The organism is Gluconobacter potus, from assembly GCF_015244705.1.
In the GTDB taxonomy this organism is placed as follows: domain Bacteria; phylum Pseudomonadota; class Alphaproteobacteria; order Acetobacterales; family Acetobacteraceae; genus Gluconobacter; species Gluconobacter potus.
Genome location: NZ_JABCQF010000005.1, coordinates 51,997 through 71,570, shown reverse-complemented (window position 1 = coordinate 71,570; position 19,574 = coordinate 51,997). Strand labels below are relative to the sequence as shown.

The window sequence follows — 19,574 nt, the reverse complement described above, 5'->3', positions numbered from 1 at the left end:
GTTCATAAAACTGTCACATCCCCCTCTTTGCTGAATCCGTTATCAGCCCTTGTCTCGGACACCGCGATTACTCCTGTGCCGGAACTGATCGGGAGGACTGGCTCAGAATTGGCGACAAGGAAGCACCCGCATTTCAGTATGGTACGACCTTTGGTTATGACGGGTTCAGGAAACGGTGCACGTGCGGGATGGAGAACGGACGCGTTTCCTGTGAGGGGCGTGATGCGGATAATTCGGTGTGTCAGTGCAGTCCTTGGCATGACGGTGCTCGGCGCAGGTTGTGAGGCGCAATCCTCGCCTGTATCACCCCCGGTGTCGCAGGATGTCTGTGATCCCGCGCCGGATGGCCGCAATCCCTGTCCCCAGACTTTTCAGCGCCCCAGACAGGAGCCCCTGTCGCAGATGGCGCAGATCGGGCGCATGCTGTTTTACGACAGGGCACTTTCGGGTTCGGGAAAACTGTCCTGCGCGTCCTGTCACGATCCGGCCAATCATTACGGGCCGACGGGCGAGACGTCCGTTTTCGAAGGCGGGGCGGATCTGCACCGGCAGGGGCGGCGGGCAATTCCCACTCTGACCTATCTGGAACGTATGCCGCCGTTCAGTATCGGGCCAGATCTGGGAAATGACGATGTTGCACCGCGTGTTATCAGTGTGCCGAGTACGGGAAACCGGCGCGGCAGCAAAAGTGCCACGGATACGGCGTCATCCGCCGTGCATATCGTTCCTCAGGGCGGGTTGTTCTGGGATGGTCGGGTCGATACGTTTCAGCAGCAGGCCGGAGGGCCGCTTTTTGATCCCGACGAGATGGCTTCCACGCCGGAGCATGTCACCGCACGGCTGAATACGGCACCTTACCGTGCGGCTCTTCTTGCGCTGGCAGGAACGCGCGGGGAAAAGGATCCTGCCTTCCTGCGTGAAGAAGCGCTGTTCGCGATTGGGCGTTATGAGCTGGAAGACCGTCATTTCCACGAATATTCCAGCAGGTTTGATGCCTGGCTGGAAGGAAAGGCCCAGTTCACGCCGCTCGAACGCGAAGGATATCTTCTGTTCAACGATCCGCGGAAAGGCAACTGTGCGGCCTGTCATCTCGATCGCATCACGCGCGACGGCCTGCCCCCGCTTTTCACCGATCATCAGTATGAAGCGCTGGGCGCGCCGCGCAACATGGCGATCAGCCGCAATGCCGTTGCCAGCTATGACGATCTTGGGGTGTGCGACAGTCAGTCTGACGGTCGGAAGGCCTTTGCGGCTTATTGCGGGATGTTCGTGACGCCGACCCTGCGCAATGTCGCGACGCGTCATGTTTTTTTCCATAACGGTGTTTTTCACACGCTCGAAGCTGTTCTGGATTTTTATGCTGTCCGGGATCTTCAGCCTGAAAAATTCTATCCGCGCAGGCCGGATGGAAAAATCAACGTCTACAACGATATTCCGGAACAATATCGTTCCAACATTGACACGATAGATGCGCCGTTTGATCGCAAAGCCGGAGAGTCGTCGGCGTTAACCGAAAACGAGCGCCGGGCGATCATCGCGTTTCTTGGGACGCTGACAGATACGGATGCTCCGGCCGTGGCTCCTGCGGTGGATACCGTCACGGGACAGACAGGGAAACGACAGAATGGATGACATGCTCCAAAAGCCGGAAGCGCCAGGACGGACGATGGACATGGAGTTCAGGGTCTTTGGCAAGCCGTTCAATCGTAGTGGGGAAAGGTTCCGCAAGGTGTTCATGAAGCGCGTACAACGAGCAAAATCCGGACTGGCAGTCCTTCTATCCGGCTCCATGCTTCTTCCATCCGTGGGGCTGGCGGCATCGTCTTCTGCGGCTGAGACTTACCAGACTGCAACGCCTATCAAGCATGTCGTGGTGATTTTTCAGGAAAACCGTTCCTTCGACCATTATTTCGCGACTTATCCCAAGGCGGCGAATGTGAGTGGTGAACCGGCTTTTACGGCGTTGACTGATACGCCTTCTGTCAACAATCTCACGAGCGCCAATCTCCTTACGAGCAATCCGAATTCCAGCCCGGCAAACGGGTCGGGAGCAGCACTTCCGTTCCGCATTGACCGGACGCAGGCAAATACAGCGGACCAGAACCACAGCTATACGCCGGAGCAGCAGGCTTATGATGGTGGGAAGATGGATCTGTTCCCAAAATATACCGGATCAGCAACATCTGGAAGTTCGGGTGCTTTCGGAACAAAGGGGCAGGTCCTGGGGTATTTTGATGGCAACACGGTCACGGCGCTTTGGAATTACGCCCAGCATTACGCGATGAGCGACAATAACTGGAGCGATACATACGGGCCCTCCACGCCGGGTGCGCTTGAAGTTGTGGCTGGCCAGACCAACGGTCTTCAGCCTGTTGCGGGTAACATGCTCGGGAGTGCCTACATCCATGACGGGCAGGGCGGATACACCCTGATCAACGATGAGGATCCCGCTTACGATCGCTGCTCCACCCCGTCACAGGTGCTGATCAATGCCAGAAACATCGGCGATCTTCTGAACGAGAAGGGGATTTCCTGGGGGGGCTTCATGGGGGGCTTCGACCTGACGCTCACGAACGCGAACAACACCACGGGGTGCAATCGCAGCACCTATTCCGAAACGGTGGGAATCCGCACGGACTATGTTCCGCATCATGCCTGGTTCCAGTATTTCGCAAGTACGGCCAATCCGACGCATGCCCGGCCAAACTCCACGGCTTCGATCGGCTTCAGCACGATCCCCGGCACTTCAACGCGGGAACCGGCCAACCATCAGTATGATATCAAGGATTTCTATACGGCCGTGAAGGCGGGAAATTTCCCCGCGGTCTCCTATATCAAGTTGCCGGCCTATCAGGACGGTCATCCTGGCAATTCAGACCCGCTGGATGAGCAGAACGGTATTGTAACTCTCGTCAACTTTATCCAGAGCCAGCCGGAATGGGCCAGCACGGCGATCATCATCGACTATGATGACTCTGATGGCTGGTACGATCATGCGTTCCACAAACCACTTTGGGGCTCGTTCGACAGCACCGCGGACCAGCTCAATGGCGCCGGGATCTGCGGAACCGCAGGGTCGGCTCCGAAAGGTGTGGCGGGCAAGCCGGTCAATGGCCGTTGTGGGCCGGGGACGCGCATCCCGCTCATCGTGATCTCTCCGTATGCCCGCCGGAACTTCGTCAGTCATCGGCTGACGAGTCAGGCCTCCGTGGTGCGCTTCATCGAAGACAACTGGCTGGGCGGAAAGCGGCTTGGTGGCGGCTCGTTTGATGCGGATGCGGGCCAGATCAACACGATGTTCGACTTCACGCAGATGCCGAACACCACGCCTCTGGTTCTGGACCCGGATACGGGCTCGCTCCGGTAACACGGGATGCTCCAGGAGGTGTCAGAACCTCCCGGGTGGAGGCTGGATCAGTTCTTTTCCAGCCGGACTGACAGGCTGAGCGCGTGGGCGTCCAGCCCTTCGGCCTTTGCCAGCGCCACGCCGGCCGGGCCGATCCGGCGCAGACCGGCTTCGTCGGCTTCGATGGTGGTGGTGCGCTTGATGAAGTCGAACACCGACAGACCGGAGGCGAACCGCGCCGTTCGGCTGGTCGGCAGGACGTGGTTCGGGCCGCCGACATAATCGCCCACGGCTTCGGGGCAGTAGCGGCCCATGAAGATCGCGCCTGCGTGGCGGATCATGGCCGAGAAGTCGCGCGGGGCGTCGAGCATGACTTCCAGATGCTCGGGGGCCAGCGCATTGACAATTTCGGCGGCTTCCTCAAGTGAACGCACCACGATGATCGCGCCATGATCGTCCCAGCTTTTTGAGGCGATGGCCGTGCGGGGGAGCGTTTCCAGCTCCGTGCGGACGGCTTCGGCAGCACGCTCGGCAAAGGCGGCATCCGTCGTGATGAGGATGGCCTGGGCCTGTTCGTCATGTTCGGCCTGCGCGAGCAGATCCAGTGCAACGAGGCGCGGATCGTTCTGGCCATCGGCGACGACCACGACTTCGGATGGTCCGGCGATGCTGTCGATGCCGACATGCCCGAAGACCTGCCGCTTGGCTTCCGCAACGAAGGCATTGCCGGGTCCGACGATGCGGTCCACGGGCGCGATAAGGTCCGTACCAAACGCCATGGCGCCCACGGCCTGCGCACCACCGATGCGGTAGATTTCCTCTACGCCACAAAGCTGCGCGGCTGCGAGAACCAGCGGGTTCAGCACGCCACCCGGCGATGGCACGCACATGGCGAGCCGCTTCACACCCGCAACGCGGGCGGGCAGGGCATTCATCAGGACGGAAGACGGATAGGCCGCCTTGCCGCCGGGAACATACAGCCCGACCGCATCCAGCGGCGTCCAGCGCATGCCGAGGCGGATTCCGTCCTCATCCGTGAAGTCCAGATCCTTTGGCATCTGGGCGGTATGGAATGTCTCGATCCGGCGTGCGGCGGTGCGCAGGGCGTCCATCAGGTCCGCAGGGACGCGCGCGGCTTCGGAGGCGATTTCTTCGGCACTAATCCGCAGCTTTTCGGCTGGCAGGGTCAGGCGATCAAAGCGGGCGGTATAATCGCACAGAGCTTCATCGCCCCGGCTACGCACATCGGCGAGGATCGCGCGGACCGGCTCGGCCACGCTGCGTTCATCGCTTCCACGCGCGGCGAGCAGTGTTGCGAAGTCTTCGGCGAAACCGGCTGCGGTCGTATCGAGGCGTTTCATCAGGCGGCTTCCTCCGTGTTCAGGGCGGCGCGGAAGCGTTCGATCAGGGCGCTGATTTCTTCAGGACGGGTCTTGAGCGCGACGCGGTTGACGATCAGGCGGCTCGTGACATGTGCGATGGTCTCGGTTTCCATCAGGCCATTGGCACGGAGTGTTGAGCCCGTATCGACCAGATCGACGATCACGCTCGCCAGATCCAGCGTCGGTGCCAGTTCCATCGCACCATTCAGATGCACGATCTCGGCGTTGATGGCGCGGGACGCGAAATGGCGGCGGGCGATGGTCGGGTATTTCGTGGCGACGCGCAGGCGGGACTGACCGGTTGCGGGATCTTCGACCATGGTCTTGGGGCGTGCAACGGAAATGCGGCAGCCACCGATGCCCAGATCGAGCGGCGCATAGATGTCCGGATAATCGAACTCCATCAGCACATCCGCACCGCAGACGCCAATATCCGCGCCGCCATAGGCCACGAAGGTCGCGACATCGAAGGAGCGGACCCGGACCACATCCAGATTCGGATCGGACGTGCCAAAGCGCAGGCGGCGGCTGCTTTCGGTCAGGCAATCCGGATCGGGTTCGATGCCGGTGCGGCTCAGGACGGGGGCCAGCGCCTTGAGGATACGCCCTTTCGGGAGCGCCAGGATCAAGGGTGAGTCACTGCGGACAGCGAGGTCCGCTCCGGTCTGGAGGCCGTTTCCGGTCCCGTTCTGGGGCGCTGTCATGAAGTGTCTTTCCCTTGCCGTCCGCAGCCACTGAGAGAACGGCAGGCCATATCACGAAGCCGGAATCTTCCCAAGTTCCTCAAAGGAATTTCCAGCCTCGGTGTGGGGCGGATGCGAATTTTCTTGACGTCCGGAAGCGCCATCGCTCAATTTTGTATGTATGTCTGCCAACATAGAAACATTGCTGTTTCCCACGCCTTTGTCCGACACGAGTGGCTTGCCGCTCCGGGTCCAGCTCCGGGAACGCGTGCTGGCGGCCATCGGCTCGGGACTTCTCGGTCCGGGGGATCGTCTGCCCACCATGCGTGCCCTGGCGGTTCATCTGCGGGTGGATCTCAACACCGTGCAGCGGGCCTATGCCGAGCTGGAACGTCTGGGGGCCATCCAGACCTTCCGGGCACGTGGCAGTTTCGTCAGCGACAGGCCACCGCCCCCGGATGAAGAGCGCCGGGCGGCGGATATCCGGGATCTGGCCGCTTCCACGATCGCCCGGTGCCAGGCGCTGGGTCTGGAGCCCGAAGCGGTTCTTCAGGCCATGCGCGATCTTCTTTCCCTGTCCAACCCCTGATGCCGAGAGACGGCGTTTCGAAAGGCTGATGTCCATGCCGGAATTTCCTGTTTTCCCGTCCCTTTCGCCACTGCGGTCCGCAGGGAACCGGTCGCGTCTGCCCGTCAATACGGTCGCGGCGTCCATCGCGGGTGCGATCCTGCTGGCGGGAGCCGGTCTGACGGCCCTGACGAAAGCGCCGGGCTGGGTGATCGGTGGCCTGGTTCTCGGGCTGCTGGTGATGATGTCGCTGCGGATGTGCAATTCCTGGCAGCGCGTTCTGGTCCTGCGGGCAGGGAAAATTCAGGGTCTGCGCGGCCCGGGCCTGTTCATGATCGTGCCGTTTCTCGATCAGATCGACGCCGTCGTGGACCAGCGCATCCGCACCGTGCCGGTCCATACGCGACAGACCCTGACGCGCGATACGACGCCGGTAGATGTGGATGCGGTCGTGTTCTGGATGGTGCATGACCCGCTGCGGGCGATCACGGAACTCGACAATTATGAAGGTTCGGTGTCGATGGTCGCACTGACCACCCTGCGTGAGGTGGTGAGCAGTTCGGACCTCGCCACGCTGCTGGAAGACCGCCGCCGTATCGACGGGGAATTGCGGGATCTTATCGAGATCAAGACGCGCGAATGGGGTGTGACGGTGCAGGCCGTCGAAATTCGTGACGTGCAGCTTCCCGACAGTCTTCAGGACGCCATGAGCCGTCAGGCCCAGGCTGAACGTGAACGCGCCGCCCGCGTCACGCTGGCTTCGGCGGAGCGGGAAGTGGCACATGAACTGGCGCTGGCGGCGAAGACCTATGAGGCCTCACCGATCGCGCTTCAGATCCTGCAGATCAACCGTATCTTCGAGATGAACAAGAACCGCGGCACCACCATCCTGATGCCGACCACCATGGCGGATTCGATGACCACCGCCACGGCCTTCGCCGCCGCAATGCAGACGGTCCAGCCGGAAGCGGCTCCTCCGGTGGCCGCAGGTGAGGTCAGCGACTGAAGCTGGCGACCATGCCGCGCAGGTTACGCTGACGCCGTGTCGCAAGCCGCGCGGCTGTAAGCACGGAGCGGGCCTGCGAAATGGCGGTGTCGAGGTCCGAGTTGATGATCGTGTGATCGAACTCGGACCAGTGGGAAATCTCGTCCAGCGCGGCCTTCATGCGCTTGGCGATTTCTTCCGGATCATCCGACGCCCGTTTGTTCAGTCGGCGTTCCAGCTCTTCCAGTGACGGCGGCAGAACGAACAGGCTCACCACATCGTCCGGCAGGGCGGCGCGCAGCAGGCGGTGTCCCTGCCAGTCGATGTCGAACACCATGTCATGCCCGGCATCCAGCGCTTCCTCGACCGGTGCGCGCGGCGTGCCATACCCCCGTCCGAAAACTTCCGCCCATTCCAAAAGCTCGCCATCCGCGGCCATGCGGCGGAATTCCGCAATGTCCCGGAAATGGTAATGCACGCCCTCGACCTCTCCCGGACGCGGACTGCGCGTTGTGACCGAGACGGAATGGCGCAGGGTTGGTTCCGAAGCGCGCAGGGCGTTGGCAATGGTGGACTTGCCCGCACCAGACGGGGCCGAGATCACCAGACAGACGCCGCGGCGGGGCAGTTGGGTCATGGGGTCTCCTTGCATTATGAGCCGGATGGGAAGTGTTCTGCCGAAGCGTCTAGCGTGAAAGGGGCGGTTTTGGCCAGATATTCAGGGCGCTGCCTTGAAACCCGCAAAGGGACGCGGGGCAAAGCCCCGATCCTCACGGCTCGGACTGAAGCTGCGCGACGATGGCGCGGCTGATCGTCCGCCGTGTCGGGCCGCCCAGCACATGGCCGAGCGGGGCGAGCACTTCGATATGGTCACAGACGATCTTGAAGACCGCGAGCATCGGGACGGACAGGAACGCGCCCGAAATGCCCCACATCCAGTCCCAGAACAGCAGCGATCCCATGACGAAGACGGGATTGAGCGTGAAACGCCGGGCCAGCAGCATGGGTGTAATGGTCTCGCCTTCCAGAACATGGATCAGCAGGTAGATCGACGGCGGCAGGAGTGCGTAAAGCAGGGACGGGAAACTGAACAGCCCGACCACGAAATAGACCACCACACCCGTCAGTGGGCCGATGATGGGAATGTAGTTCAGCAGGAAAGCGAGCACGCCCCACAGAAGCGGGTTGGGCATGCCGGTGGCCCAGCACTGGATCATGTTCACCAGCCCGACACCCAGATTCATCATCGTGATCGTCACGAGATAGAGCGAGACGTTCTGCTCGATCTGGGTCGCCATTTCCACGAGGCGGCGTTTCTTGGCGTAGGTCGGCATGATCTCGACGCAGCGGCGCAGGAGCGTGTCGCCTTCCGTCATGAGGAAGAACAGCATCAGCAGCATCGAGAAGAAGCCGCCGGCCAGTTCGCGTGTTCCGGCCAGGACGGAGGAGCCGAGGCGCGAGAGGGCCGTTTCTCCCCCGATCGTCCCGCTCACGCCATGGGTGGTGTGTGTGCTGCCCGAATGGCCGCTGAACATGGCGGAAAGGCGCATATAGTCGCGCTGGACCACGTCGATTGGCCCGCTGAGCAGGGCCAGCTTGCTTTGCAGGGCGGGAAGCGTCTGAGGGGCGCGTGTGATCCAGCCGGCGGCCGGGACGGAAATGGTCGTGGCGATTCCGCCCACGATTCCGAACATCATGACGATCAGCATGAGGCCTGCCAGATGCCGGGGCAGGTGCAGGCGCTGTGTCAGGAATCGCATGGGCGCGATCATGAGCAGGTTCAGGACGAGCGCGAAGACGAAGGGCAGCAGAATGGGCGCGGTGAAATACAGCGAATAGAATACGGCCAGAATCGTCAGGATCAGGACGCACATGTCGCGGATGTTCAGGTGTTCGCGCAGGAGATTGCGGTCGAGGGTCGGGTCCGGAAAATCGCCGTCGGGCAACAGTCTTTCGCCCGGTTTTCCGGAGGGAGAGGGGCTGTCGTTACAGGCAGGGTCGGCGGAAGACGCGATGGGACGGCCGGACATGTTTTCTTTGCCTGCAACGGAGACGGAGCTTACGGACCAGAACGATCCGCGAAAGGACACAGTTGCGTGTTCTGCCCAAAAACCCCCTTGAACTCCAGTGCCATCCGGTCACTAAATCATGAGGAGCGCCTGTGGATGCGTGGTCTGTCGCATTCGCCGGTTATCGCAGACTAAGGAGAAACATTATGGCCTGGAACACCCCCAAAGTTACCGAAATCCCGCTGGGCGCAGAAATCAATTCGTATGTCTGCGGCGAGAAGAAATAAGCCGCTTCCCCGGGGACCTGTCCTTGAGGAATAATGGCACGGCCGCTCCCCCATGGAGCGGCCGTTTTCATTCATGGGTGCCCTGTGGTGCCCCAGTCAGACGGTTTGTGAAAAAATGATTGATGTCATCGTGCTCGGCGCGGCGGCAGGGGGCGGTTTCCCGCAGTGGAACTCCGCAGCACCCGGCTGTGTGGCTGCCCGCACGCGACAGGGCGCGAAAGCCCGGACCCAGGCTTCTCTTGCCGTCAGTGCCGACGGAAAGCGCTGGTTCATTCTCAACGCCTCGCCCGATCTGCGGCAGCAGATCATCGACACGCCAGCCCTGCATCATCAGGGCAGCCTGCGCGGAACTCCCATTCAGGGCGTCGTCCTGACCTGCGGCGAGATCGACGCCATAACCGGTCTTCTGACCCTGCGCGAGCGTGAACCTTTCACGCTGATGGGCAGCGACTCGACCCTTCAGCAGCTTGCGGACAATCCGATCTTCGGTGCGCTCGATCCGGAAATCGTCCCGCGTGTCCCGCTTATTCTCGATGAAGCCACGTCCCTGATGAACAAGGACGGGATTCCGTCCGGTCTTCTGCTCACGGCCTTCGCCGTTCCCGGCAAGGCGCCGCTTTACGCGGAAGCCGCAGGCTCACGCCCGGACGAAACGCTGGGCCTGTCCATTACGGATGGATGCAAGACGATGCTCTTCATTCCCGGCTGTGCGCAGATTACGTCGGAAATCGTGGAACGGGTGGCCGCGGCCGATCTCGTGTTCTTTGACGGGACGCTGTGGCGGGATGATGAAATGATCCGCGCCGGGCTGAGCCCGAAGAGCGGGCAGCGCATGGGGCATGTGTCCGTGAATGATGCCGGTGGGCCGGTAGAATGTTTCACCACATGCGAAAAACCTCGCAAGGTGTTGATTCATATCAACAACTCCAATCCAATTCTGTTCGAAGACAGCCCCGAACGCAAAGACGTTGAACGCGCCGGATGGACGGTTGCGGAAGATGGCATGACTTTCAGACTGGACACACCATGACGCTCCTTACGCCTGACCAGCTTGAAGCACAGCTTCGTCAGATCGGTGCCGAGCGGTACCACAACCGGCACCCGTTCCATCGCAAACTGCATGACGGCAAGCTCGACAAGGCACAGGTTCAGGCCTGGGCACTGAACCGCTATTATTATCAGGCGCGCATCCCGGCCAAGGATGCGACCCTGCTTGCCCGCCTGCCCACGGCCGAACTGCGTCGGGAATGGCGCCGCCGGATTGAGGATCATGACGGCACGGAGCCCGGAACGGGTGGTGTCGCGCGCTGGCTGATGCTGACGGACGGTCTGGGATTGGATCGCGAGTATGTTGAAAGCCTCGACGGCCTGCTTCCGGCCACGCGCTTCTCGGTCGATGCCTATGTAAATTTCGTGCGGGACCAGTCGATTCTGGCGGCCATTGCGTCGTCGCTGACGGAATTGTTTTCGCCTACGATTATCAGCGAGCGTGTGTCGGGGATGCTGCGTCACTACGACTTCGTGTCGGAAAAGACGCTGGCTTATTTCACGCCCCGCCTCACGCAGGCCCCACGGGATTCCGATTTCGCTCTGGCCTATGTGCGCGAAAACGCCCGCACGCCGAAGCAGCAGAAAGAGGTCCTGGGAGCGCTGGAGTTCAAGTGTTCCGTGCTGTGGACGATGCTGGATGCGCTCGATTACGCCTATGTGGAGGGTCACATTCCGCCGGGCGCTTTCGTTCCATGATGGAAGTCCCCCGGGGTATCGTGGAAGAGATGGTGCTCTCTTTCGCCCGTGGCCACCGGCTCCAGCACGATCGCGTGCGGGATGTGTGGATCGTGCAGGCCCCTGAAAAAGCATTTGTGATTGAGGGCGCCGCGCCGCATATTCTGCGGCTGCTGGATGGGAAACGCAGCGTCGGCGATATCATCCAGCAGCTTGCCCAAGAGTTTTCCGCCCCGCGTGAGGTCATTGCGAAGGATGTCCTCACGCTTCTTTCTGAACTGACAGAAAAGAACGTCCTGCACACATGACACTCCCTTCGCCGCCGATGAGCCTTCTGGCTGAACTGACGCATCGATGCCCGCTTGCCTGCCCCTACTGCTCCAATCCTCTTGAACTCGAACGCAAGGCGGCAGAACTCGATACGGCCACCTGGACTGCCGTACTGGAGCAGGCGGCCGAGCTTGGAGTCCTGCAGGTTCATTTCTCCGGCGGCGAGCCCATGGCCCGGCCCGATCTGGTCGAACTGGTCTCCGTCGCGCGGAGACTTAACCTGTATTCCAACCTGATCACGTCCGGCGTCCTACTGGACGAACCGAAACTGGAAGCTCTGGACAAGGCGGGACTGGACCACATCCAGCTCTCCTTCCAGGACGTGACGGAAGCGGGAGCCGAGCGTATTGGCGGTCTCAAGGGGGCGCAGGCCCGCAAGATCGCGGCGGCGCGGCTGATCCGCGCATCCGGCATTCCGATGACGCTCAATTTTGTGGTGCACAGGGAAAATGTTGCCCGTATCCCCGAGATGTTCGCGCTGGCGCGGGAACTCGGAGCCGGGCGGGTGGAGATCGCGCATACCCAGTATTATGGCTGGGGGCTGAAAAATCGCGATGCGCTTCTCCCCAGCAGGGACCAGCTAGAGGAATCCACCCGTGCCGTGGAAGCTGAACGCGCGAAGGGCGGCCTTTCCATCGATTACGTGACGCCGGACTATCATGCAGATCGCCCCAAGCCCTGCATGGGGGGATGGGGGCAGCGTTTCGTGAATGTCACGCCCTCGGGACGGGTGCTGCCGTGCCATGCGGCCGAGATCATTCCGGATGTCGCGTTCCCGAACGTGAAAGACGTGACCCTGTCCGAGATCTGGAACATCTCGCCCCTGTTCAACATGTTCCGCGGGACGGACTGGATGCCCGAGCCCTGCCGCTCCTGCGAACGCAAGGAAAGGGACTGGGGCGGATGCCGCTGTCAGGCGCTTGCGCTGACGGGAAATGCGGCAAACACCGATCCAGTCTGTAGCCTGTCACCGTTTCACAACCTTGTGGAACAGGCAGTCAGAAACGACACCCAGGCAAGAAAAAATTTCATATACAGACGGTTTAAAAACTAAAAAATCTTATCAAACATAATTTCCATAAATATTAAACTTACTCAAATGAAGAAAAGATGTTTCTTTGAGTACTATCTTAATATAACGTGCCAAAAAATCTGTTTCTATCTGAAGAGGTTCTCCAAACTCACCTCCTATATATCTCGTGTCGGTTTTTTCAAAAAATTCTTCCCAATAGATGCCATCATCGGATTTTAAAAGCGAAAATTTACTTAAGCGTCGGTTGTATTCTTCATTATCGCAACGGTTAAAGATAATAATCTGTTTTATATGGGCGCGGCTTTTAAGTTCTATACTCCACCAAGGATTTTTTTCGATATTCGTGTGAAATGCAGGAATCATCCTTAGTGGCTCTGTGAGAGCTCTCTGTGCTTCCTCCTCTGTACTATGTCTATGAAAAGAATATTCGCAAACACTACTCTGGTCAGCTTTTCCTTCTTCGGAAATTAGAGGAAAATCTGGAATTTCAATAAAGACATCATATCTGAATGTCTGCTGCCCAATCCATTTTGTATAAGTTTTAGGATTTCTTTCTGATATGTTTGATAATAAATCAGTAAATGATTTAGTTGATATTTCAATTTTTCTATCGTAGAAGGCGTTCAAAACGATATTTAAATAGTTTGTCTCATAATCCTTTTTGAGATGTCTTGCTATATCATGATGATGTGTTTTTATGAAAACAACATTGAAGTTTTCAGATTTGTAAAATTTTGCATGAAGATTGTCTTCGTAAGACTGGGTGGGATAAATTAGTATGGCTTTTGAAGTGGCATTTTCTGGAGCATAATCTGAGAAGGCAAAGGTGCCGATTGCTCCATCTAAGGGCGTCAAAGGCCCAAACCATTTGCAGAAGGAAGGCAACGCCGAATATTGAGGGCTAAAAGCCAAAATTCTGGTGATTCTATCGCAATATTTTGAAAAAAGGAGAGAACCAGATCCTCCTAGGCTCTCTCCCATGGAAAAAATGTACTGATATTTCAGACAAAAATCACTAACAAACCGAAACATCTTTACTGAATTTGAGTTATTATACCAATCCAGATGTTTGGATCTAACGAAAATATAAGATGTATCAAAGTTCTTTATTGTATTTCGAAATTCTTCAACGGGCTGAGCAAGTGCCAGAGCTCCTGCGCTTGAAAACACAACCGTAACAGTATTCGATTTCCTGTTCCAATAGGAGACTTCATAGTTGTCGTTGTTGAGTATAATTTCTGACATATTATAATCCTCTCAGAGTTTTTGAATTAACCATATTTCTCAAGAGGGGTCTATCAGGATTTTGATAAATTATGATCCTTTTGGAATTATAAAGTATCCTATTTTTGGAACAAAAATTGGAGAATCAGTTAACTGGGGTATTATTTTGGCTGTCAGTCCATTTGGATATGGATGCATGCCAGTACACAACGACTCCGCTGATGCCATTCAGTTTGCAATCCGAACACCATAGTCGTGCACCATCTAATTCATTTTTTGTGGGGAGTGTTTCTAATGTATACGAGGATGATGCTATAGACCCGCCGCCGGAAATTCCGCCATCATTACTTGAGTTGGAAGCATACCAGTTCCCGTAACCATCAGGGTGCCAGGCCGACGATGAAGTTGTTCCGCCTGCTGTAGAACGGAGATCTCCTTTTGACTGAATGGACACCCACGCACCAATGTTGGAACATAGCGATATACTGTAGCTGTCAGGAGCGCACCATCCTGAAAACAGGTTGTTGTCGAGTGTTGAAGGTTGGATATAGAGTGTATTGCCCCCGGTGATGGAGAAGCTGGAGCTGAATGTGCTCGTGCCACTAACGGAAATATTTCCGTCGCCTGTCAGGGTAAAGCCACAATTATGTCCGTACCCGCATAGATCAAGCCCACCATAATTTTCTGCACGGTTCCATTCAATGTCGGCCTGCTTGGAGCCGCCCGGATCGCCTTCAGTGACGGGGTCTCCGTCTATTGTCGGACCAAAATGCGAAACAGCCTGTTCCCAGCCCTGAGGCGCGGTCGGGTTGTCGAAAGAATTCCAGAGAAGAAAGCGCATCCGGTTGGCGCCGCCGATCCACTGGTCCCACTCCTGATAGAGCTGTGCTGTGTTCTGAGCGGTCAGTGACTGGTTTTTGAGAGAAGGGACATAGATATTGTCACCGTTGATGAGCCAGTTTCCCTCACCCCCGTCGAAAAGAAGGTGCTGGGTTATGTTCCCGCCCAGGAAGATCTGCCGGCTGTCGGTTGTCAGCGCTGCTGGCTGGTTTCCTGCATTCATGCTGATTCCCTGCCAGTCGACAGAGTTGTTCGGAGCGGTGCCATTGACGATATTCAGGTCAACCTCAAGGGGGGTGATCTGATGGATCAGTGACTTATTGGATGTTGAGGGTGTGAGGTTGCTGGCATCAAGGTTGAAAAACCAGTTATTCCCAAATGCGCTGGAAGCCGCACCGCCGCCGAGAAACACTGTCGGAGAGGTATAGGCGCTCCATACGGTATCAAGGGTATCTGTCTGCGGGATCTGGTCACTTGCCTTTGTCCCGTAGCCTGGCACGTCCCAGGCATAAACGCTGATGGATGTATCACCTGCCGAGGGGGAGGTGCTTACGAAGCCTGCATAGAGGTTCCGCTTCGGAAGAGCGCCGCTGGTATTCGTGAGAGACAGTGCCGGATTGGGGCTGTTGGTAGTGATGTACATGTTCGGGTGGATCTGGGCGGCCTGGGCCGCTGTCAGCGGGGTCGCGAGCTGTACGGAAGTCGCGGTATAGCCCGTTGCTGTCAGAATGAGCCGCGCAGGGGTGTCGGCGACCAGAACGCAGTTTGCAACCGTATCATAGCCTCCGACCCCTACGACGGCAGAGGCGCCATTATGAGGATCCTGCTGAGAAATTGGAAACTGCGAATTGTAGACAGATCCAGTCATGGCGACGCCAGTGGCGCAGCCCGCAGAGTAAGGGCCGTAGGGGTCGCTCTGCACGAGAAGCGATCGCGGATTGAAGGTGTTGTTGCCTTCTCCCGTCGCAGTCTGGCCGCCGAACAGCGCGCTTTCATAACCCTGCGCAAATACATCCACGCTGGTGGCGTTTTTCTGCCATGCGCCCAACCAGTCGGCCCCGGATGTCAGTGGATTCGTGAGATCATTGTTGCTGTCAAGCGATGCAATACCGTTGGCAGTATTGATGAGAGACTTCTGAACATAGTCCTGCAGAGTATTTTCGGTGACACTGACAGGGCAAAGAATGGGATGATTATTTGCGTCCACCCCACAGGCCTGAACAGAGACAGTTGCATCATGCCATTGTCCTTTCAGATCCTGATAGGCGCCGACAACAGGCTTTCCCGTTGCATCAAGGCCAGACGTAATCATGACGGGATGGTATTGGTTATCAGCTGCCCGATAGGCTTGCGGAATCACATCCGATGCCAGAGCTGGACTGGACAGCAGTACGCAAAAGAAAAATAATTTCTTCAACATTAAATTCCTCAATTTTTCAGGAAGACGATGTAATCGACCTTAGCCCGGAAGCATCGGGAAGGAACATTTAGGGTATTTTATGATTGTTTTGTGAAGGAAAATAAAACCCTTCTACATTGGTAAATGTATAGCAAAAACTGCGCTCAATTGCAAGTCTGTTATATTTTCCGAGTATTCCAGTAGCGTCTGAGAGCGCATCCAGAGCAGATGAGGACCACTCCTGATGGTCACGGAGAATATTCCGTAAACCATCAGGGATCGTGACATGATCAGGAGAGTGCGGGCACGGTCCGCAGAAAGGCTACGCTCTCGACGCAGGCCGCCGCCGCTTCGCGGCCCTTGTTCTCGGCATCCTTGCGGGAGCGATCCACGGCCTGCTGTTCGGTGTAGGTCGTGAGGATTCCGAAGGCGATCGGCACTTCGGTCGCAAGCTGGGCCTGCATGATGCCGATGGTGGCGCCGAGCGAGATGAACTCGAAATGCGCGGTGTCACCCTTGATGACGCAGCCGAGGCAGATCACGCCTTCATACTTGCCGGACTTCGCCAGACGCTGGGCCAGCAGCGGCAGTTCGAAAGCGCCGGGCGCGTCATAGACGTCCACATCCGTGATGCCGCGTTCTTCCAGCCATTCGAGCGAACCGTTTTTCAGGCCGCCCGTGATGTTCGTGTTGAAGCGGCTGACCACGATGGCCATTTTCGGCGCGGGCGAGAGACGCAGATCGGGGGCTACGGGGATGTGCTTGCTCATGCCGGCTGTTCCTGAAGGAAATGGCCCATCCGCGTGCGTTTGGTCGCAAGATAGGCGCGGTTGAAAGGATTGGCTTCGATTTCCAGACGCTCGCTGGATTTTACGTCAAAGCCGAAGCGGACGAGGTTGGATTCCTTGTCCGGATTGTTCGTCAGAAGGCGGAGCGAGCTCACGCCCAGATGGCGCAGAAGGTCGGCCGCCGCATCCCATTCGCGGGCATCGGCGGGCAGGCCGAGAGCCTCGTTGGCCTCCACCGTATCCATGCCGTGATCCTGAAGCTCGTAGGCGCGGATCTTGTTGGCGAGTCCGATCCCGCGTCCTTCATGGCCCCGCAGATAGACCAGCACGCCGGATTCCGACGCCGAAATCCGCTCCAGCGCCTCGCGGAGCTGCGCGCCGCAGTCGCAGCGTAGGGAGCCAAGCGCATCGCCCGTCACACATTCCGAATGCAGCCGGATCAGCGGTACGCCCCTGGATGGATCGCCCTTCACCAGCGCGACATGCTCCACGCCATCGACGGCACGGAAGGCATGGATCCGCAGGTCATGGCCGCCAAAGATGCTCGGCAGGGCGGATTCAGCAACCATTTCGCCAGCGGCCGGGACAGGCGTGCAGATCAGGTCATGACCTGCGACAGGGCCACGGCCATGCTCGCGGCACCAGTCCTGAAGGTCTGCGATGCTGACCACGGGCATGTTGTGCTTCGCCGCATATTTCCGCAGTTCAGGCAGGCGCATCATGCTGCCGTCATCGGCCATGATTTCGCAGATCACGGCTGCCGGTTCCAGCCCGGCCAGACGCGCGATGTCAATGGAGCCTTCGGTATGGCCGTTGCGGCCCAGCACGCCTTCCGGATGGGCGCGGAGCGGGAAGATGTGGCCGGGCGAGACGACGTCGTCCGGCGTGGCCGCCGGATTGGCCGCAACGACGATCGTGCGTGCACGGTCGGCGGCGGAAATGCCGGTCGTCACCCCCGTTGCTGCTTCGATCGAGACCGTGAAGGCCGTGCCGCGCGGGTCGCGGTTGCGCGTGACCATGGGCGGCAGGCCAAGGCGGTCCACCTGTTCGGCTTCCAGCGGCAGGCAGACCAGCCCGCGCGCCTCGCGGACCATGAAGTTGATGGCTTCTGGCGTGGCGAACTGCGCCGCCATGACCAGATCGCCTTCGTTCTCACGGTTTTCATCATCGACCATGACGACCATGCCGCCAGCGCGGATGGCCTCGATGGCCGCTTTCAGGGACGGCTTCATGATGCGGCCTTTGCAAGACTGGGCGAGAACCGCAGCAGGTTCTCGACATATTTGGAGAGCACGTCGACTTCCACATCCATCCGGTCCCCGACCGACAGCGTGGAGAGGTTGGTGTGTTCCCAGGTGTGCGGGATGATCGTCAGGCCGACTTCGAAACCGGCCTGATTGCCGCGGGTGATGTCGTCATGCAGCTCGTTCACCGTCAGGCTGATGCCGTCGAAGGTGATGGAGCCCTTTTCCACGACATACTGACGCAGCGCCTGCGGGACGAACACGCGCAGGGCATAGGAGTCGCCCGCCTTTTCGACGCTGGCGAGGGTCGCCACGCCATCCACATGGCCCTGCACGATATGGCCCGAAAGGCGCGTGCTGGCGGCAACGGCGCGTTCCAGATTGACGCGTGATCCGGCCTTGAGCTGGTCCAGCGGGGTGCGGGACAGGGTTTCGCCGCTGAGATGGAACGTCGCCACGCCTGCTGCATCGAAGGTCTCGACCGTCAGACACACGCCGTTCACGGCCACGCTCTCGCCGAGTTCCAGATCGGGGAATCCGGTTTCCACGGTCAGGTCCATCGCTTTGTCACGGACGGAAGCGGAGCGGACGGTTCCCAGACGCTCTATGATTCCAGAGAACATGCGTTTTCCCTCAGCAGTCGCAGCGGGCTCTCGTCCCGCGATTTCAGGTCGATGCGGTCAGCGCCCGCAATGTTGTGGCCCGGGGTCTTGTGAATGGTGAGCCAGTCGTCCCACAGCCCGGCATCGGCCACGGATGCCAGCAGGGCCGGACCGGCCTCGATCATCGCCCAGTTCACGCCCCGCTCCGCCAGCATGGCGGGGACGGAGAGCAGATCGGAACTGGGGAGAACCTCGAACCCGGCTTCCGTCATTTCGGCAACCCAGTCTGCCGGAAGGCGGCCGTGGCGGTCGCAGACGACGAGCAGGCGTGGCGAACGCTCCTCATGATCCGCGACATGCCGGACCGTGAAGCGAGGGCGGTCCGCCAGAACGGTGCCGACGCCGGTGATGATCGCATCCGTCGCGCGGCGCAGGCGGTGCGCAAGGGTGAGCGAGTCCGGAGATGTGAAAGTTTTCTGTCCCGGGGGCGGCACCATGGAGCCGTGTTCGTCCAGCGCCTGCTTGACGCTGATCCACGGGCGGTGGCGCACCACGCGGCTTGCGAAAGGGGCCAGAAGGGCCCGGCAGTCCCGTGCCAGATCCGCCATGTCCGGCCGATCGGCCAGCATAACCACACGCTTTCCGCCCGGCATTTCGCGCAGTCGCGCGGCTCCGCCGGCAGCCTGCGGGTTCGGATCGGCCGCACCGATCCAGACTTCATGAACCGGGCTGTTGCGCAGGGCTTCGCTGCATGGCGGCGTGCGCCCAGTATGGTTGCAGGGCTCCAGCGTCACGAGGGCCACGCGCGCCTGATCCAGCACACCTGCCGCCCGGGCCTGCGCCAGAGCCATGGCTTCAGCATGGGGCTGCCCGACGCGCGGGTGGACGCCGACCGTGAGGATACGGCCCTCCGCATCCAGCAGCGCACAGCCCACAGACGGGTTGGGTGCCGTAGCGCCGAAAGTCTCGACAGCCTGCGCGATGGCCGAACGAAAGCCCTGGCGGATCGCGGTCAGCGAAACTGTGTCGGAAAGGGTAGTCTGGTCAGCCAAGTTGCGTCTTCTGGTCCCGTTACAGTCGGGACGCCCGCAAGGCGCACGCCGCCCTCAGCCGATACGGAATACAGGCA

At 59.1% G+C, this 19,574-nt stretch carries 19 protein-coding genes; 9 read left to right on the top strand and 10 right to left on the bottom strand.

Annotated elements, in window-relative coordinates; translation table 11 throughout:
- Window positions 1-402: 402 nt before the first annotated feature.
- Both HKD31_RS09525 and HKD31_RS09520 read left to right on the top strand, forming a co-directional pair.
- Window positions 403-1,632 carry a cytochrome-c peroxidase gene (locus HKD31_RS09525; protein ID WP_194264867.1) on the top strand — a complete coding sequence of 410 codons (1,230 nt, stop codon included), beginning with the start codon at window positions 403-405 and terminating at the stop codon, window positions 1,630-1,632.
- A 103-nt stretch (window positions 1,633-1,735) separates the two neighbouring features.
- Entirely contained in the window at window positions 1,736-3,367 is a 1,632-nt protein-coding gene (locus HKD31_RS09520) for a phospholipase C (protein ID WP_370543918.1), read from the top strand.
- Between the two features lie 47 nt (window positions 3,368-3,414).
- Here HKD31_RS09520 and hisD read toward each other — a convergent pair whose 3' ends face one another.
- Window positions 3,415-4,707, bottom strand: coding sequence for a histidinol dehydrogenase (gene hisD, locus HKD31_RS09515; RefSeq protein ID WP_194264866.1), 1,293 nt, complete (start codon window positions 4,705-4,707; stop codon window positions 3,415-3,417).
- Window positions 4,707-5,432, bottom strand: coding sequence for an ATP phosphoribosyltransferase (gene hisG / locus HKD31_RS09510; RefSeq protein WP_062495092.1), 726 nt, complete (start codon window positions 5,430-5,432; stop codon window positions 4,707-4,709). The genes hisD and hisG overlap by 1 nt, the downstream gene beginning before the upstream one ends.
- Window positions 5,433-5,592: 160 nt before the next feature.
- Here hisG and HKD31_RS09505 point away from each other — a divergent pair, with 160 nt between their 5' ends.
- The gene (locus tag HKD31_RS09505; RefSeq protein WP_194264865.1) at window positions 5,593-6,000 is read left to right on the top strand and encodes a GntR family transcriptional regulator; all 408 of its coding nucleotides are present in this window, start codon (window positions 5,593-5,595) and stop codon (window positions 5,998-6,000) included.
- A gap of 34 nt (window positions 6,001-6,034) precedes the next feature.
- On the top strand, window positions 6,035-6,985 hold the full coding sequence (locus tag HKD31_RS09500) for a slipin family protein (RefSeq protein WP_194264864.1): 951 nt from the start codon (window positions 6,035-6,037) through the stop codon (window positions 6,983-6,985).
- Here the strand turns inward: HKD31_RS09500 and gmk are convergent.
- Window positions 6,975-7,601, bottom strand: coding sequence for a guanylate kinase (gene gmk / locus HKD31_RS09495; protein ID WP_194264863.1), 627 nt, complete (start codon window positions 7,599-7,601; stop codon window positions 6,975-6,977). The genes HKD31_RS09500 and gmk overlap by 11 nt on opposite strands.
- 133 nt (window positions 7,602-7,734) lie before the next feature.
- Complete coding sequence (locus HKD31_RS09490; RefSeq protein ID WP_194264862.1) at window positions 7,735-8,994, bottom strand: AI-2E family transporter; 1,260 nt, start codon at window positions 8,992-8,994, stop codon at window positions 7,735-7,737.
- A gap of 185 nt (window positions 8,995-9,179) precedes the next feature.
- Here HKD31_RS09490 and pqqA point away from each other — a divergent pair, with 185 nt between their 5' ends.
- The 5 genes from pqqA to pqqE all read left to right on the top strand — a co-directional run bounded on the left by pqqA (window position 9,180) and on the right by pqqE (window position 12,369).
- Window positions 9,180-9,260: a pyrroloquinoline quinone precursor peptide PqqA gene (gene pqqA, locus HKD31_RS09485; protein WP_010502998.1), complete on the top strand. Its 81-nt coding sequence runs from the start codon at window positions 9,180-9,182 to the stop codon at window positions 9,258-9,260.
- A gap of 115 nt (window positions 9,261-9,375) precedes the next feature.
- Window positions 9,376-10,290, top strand: coding sequence for a pyrroloquinoline quinone biosynthesis protein PqqB (pqqB, locus tag HKD31_RS09480; protein WP_011252553.1), 915 nt, complete (start codon window positions 9,376-9,378; stop codon window positions 10,288-10,290).
- A complete protein-coding gene (pqqC, locus tag HKD31_RS09475; RefSeq protein WP_194264861.1) occupies window positions 10,287-11,006 on the top strand; it encodes a pyrroloquinoline-quinone synthase PqqC in 720 nt (239 codons plus the stop codon). The genes pqqB and pqqC overlap by 4 nt, the downstream gene beginning before the upstream one ends.
- Window positions 11,003-11,293, top strand: coding sequence for a pyrroloquinoline quinone biosynthesis peptide chaperone PqqD (gene pqqD / locus HKD31_RS09470; RefSeq protein ID WP_194264860.1), 291 nt, complete (start codon window positions 11,003-11,005; stop codon window positions 11,291-11,293). Before pqqC ends, pqqD begins: the two co-directional genes overlap by 4 nt.
- Window positions 11,290-12,369 carry a pyrroloquinoline quinone biosynthesis protein PqqE gene (pqqE, locus tag HKD31_RS09465; RefSeq protein WP_194264859.1) on the top strand — a complete coding sequence of 360 codons (1,080 nt, stop codon included), beginning with the start codon at window positions 11,290-11,292 and terminating at the stop codon, window positions 12,367-12,369. Before pqqD ends, pqqE begins: the two co-directional genes overlap by 4 nt.
- A gap of 9 nt (window positions 12,370-12,378) precedes the next feature.
- Here pqqE and HKD31_RS09460 read toward each other — a convergent pair whose 3' ends face one another.
- The 6 genes from HKD31_RS09460 to ribD form a co-directional block, all read right to left on the bottom strand.
- A complete protein-coding gene (locus tag HKD31_RS09460; RefSeq protein ID WP_194264858.1) occupies window positions 12,379-13,593 on the bottom strand; it encodes a discoidin domain-containing protein in 1,215 nt (404 codons plus the stop codon).
- A 124-nt stretch (window positions 13,594-13,717) separates the two neighbouring features.
- A complete protein-coding gene (locus HKD31_RS09455; protein ID WP_155723135.1) occupies window positions 13,718-15,832 on the bottom strand; it encodes a hypothetical protein in 2,115 nt (704 codons plus the stop codon).
- Window positions 15,833-16,101: 269 nt separating this feature from the next.
- Window positions 16,102-16,581, bottom strand: a complete 480-nt coding sequence (ribH, locus tag HKD31_RS09450) for a 6,7-dimethyl-8-ribityllumazine synthase (RefSeq protein ID WP_062495082.1) — start codon at window positions 16,579-16,581, stop codon at window positions 16,102-16,104.
- Complete coding sequence (locus tag HKD31_RS09445; protein ID WP_062495079.1) at window positions 16,578-17,831, bottom strand: bifunctional 3,4-dihydroxy-2-butanone-4-phosphate synthase/GTP cyclohydrolase II; 1,254 nt, start codon at window positions 17,829-17,831, stop codon at window positions 16,578-16,580. The genes ribH and HKD31_RS09445 overlap by 4 nt, the downstream gene beginning before the upstream one ends.
- Window positions 17,828-18,466, bottom strand: coding sequence for a riboflavin synthase (locus HKD31_RS09440; RefSeq protein WP_062495078.1), 639 nt, complete (start codon window positions 18,464-18,466; stop codon window positions 17,828-17,830). Before HKD31_RS09440 ends, HKD31_RS09445 begins: the two co-directional genes overlap by 4 nt.
- The gene (gene ribD, locus HKD31_RS09435) at window positions 18,448-19,497 is read right to left on the bottom strand and encodes a bifunctional diaminohydroxyphosphoribosylaminopyrimidine deaminase/5-amino-6-(5-phosphoribosylamino)uracil reductase RibD (protein ID WP_228120441.1); all 1,050 of its coding nucleotides are present in this window, start codon (window positions 19,495-19,497) and stop codon (window positions 18,448-18,450) included. Before ribD ends, HKD31_RS09440 begins: the two co-directional genes overlap by 19 nt.
- Window positions 19,498-19,574 lie beyond the last annotated feature (77 nt).

What these genes read in the sequence shown, in the direction of transcription:
- HKD31_RS09525 (WP_194264867.1), top strand. Translation starts at nt 403, where the DNA reads ATGGCGCAGATCGGGCGCATGCTGTTTTACGACAGGGCACTTTCGGGT.
- HKD31_RS09520 (WP_370543918.1), top strand. Translation starts at nt 1,736, where the DNA reads ATGAAGCGCGTACAACGAGCAAAATCCGGACTGGCAGTCCTTCTATCC.
- hisD (WP_194264866.1), bottom strand. Translation starts at nt 4,707, where the DNA reads ATGAAACGCCTCGATACGACCGCAGCCGGTTTCGCCGAAGACTTCGCA.
- hisG (WP_062495092.1), bottom strand. Translation starts at nt 5,432, where the DNA reads ATGACAGCGCCCCAGAACGGGACCGGAAACGGCCTCCAGACCGGAGCG.
- HKD31_RS09505 (WP_194264865.1), top strand. Translation starts at nt 5,593, where the DNA reads ATGTCTGCCAACATAGAAACATTGCTGTTTCCCACGCCTTTGTCCGAC.
- HKD31_RS09500 (WP_194264864.1), top strand. Translation starts at nt 6,035, where the DNA reads ATGCCGGAATTTCCTGTTTTCCCGTCCCTTTCGCCACTGCGGTCCGCA.
- gmk (WP_194264863.1), bottom strand. Translation starts at nt 7,601, where the DNA reads ATGACCCAACTGCCCCGCCGCGGCGTCTGTCTGGTGATCTCGGCCCCG.
- HKD31_RS09490 (WP_194264862.1), bottom strand. Translation starts at nt 8,994, where the DNA reads ATGTCCGGCCGTCCCATCGCGTCTTCCGCCGACCCTGCCTGTAACGAC.
- pqqA (WP_010502998.1), top strand. Translation starts at nt 9,180, where the DNA reads ATGGCCTGGAACACCCCCAAAGTTACCGAAATCCCGCTGGGCGCAGAA.
- pqqB (WP_011252553.1), top strand. Translation starts at nt 9,376, where the DNA reads ATGATTGATGTCATCGTGCTCGGCGCGGCGGCAGGGGGCGGTTTCCCG.
- pqqC (WP_194264861.1), top strand. Translation starts at nt 10,287, where the DNA reads ATGACGCTCCTTACGCCTGACCAGCTTGAAGCACAGCTTCGTCAGATC.
- pqqD (WP_194264860.1), top strand. Translation starts at nt 11,003, where the DNA reads ATGATGGAAGTCCCCCGGGGTATCGTGGAAGAGATGGTGCTCTCTTTC.
- pqqE (WP_194264859.1), top strand. Translation starts at nt 11,290, where the DNA reads ATGACACTCCCTTCGCCGCCGATGAGCCTTCTGGCTGAACTGACGCAT.
- HKD31_RS09460 (WP_194264858.1), bottom strand. Translation starts at nt 13,593, where the DNA reads ATGTCAGAAATTATACTCAACAACGACAACTATGAAGTCTCCTATTGG.
- HKD31_RS09455 (WP_155723135.1), bottom strand. Translation starts at nt 15,832, where the DNA reads ATGTTGAAGAAATTATTTTTCTTTTGCGTACTGCTGTCCAGTCCAGCT.
- ribH (WP_062495082.1), bottom strand. Translation starts at nt 16,581, where the DNA reads ATGAGCAAGCACATCCCCGTAGCCCCCGATCTGCGTCTCTCGCCCGCG.
- HKD31_RS09445 (WP_062495079.1), bottom strand. Translation starts at nt 17,831, where the DNA reads ATGAAGCCGTCCCTGAAAGCGGCCATCGAGGCCATCCGCGCTGGCGGC.
- HKD31_RS09440 (WP_062495078.1), bottom strand. Translation starts at nt 18,466, where the DNA reads ATGTTCTCTGGAATCATAGAGCGTCTGGGAACCGTCCGCTCCGCTTCC.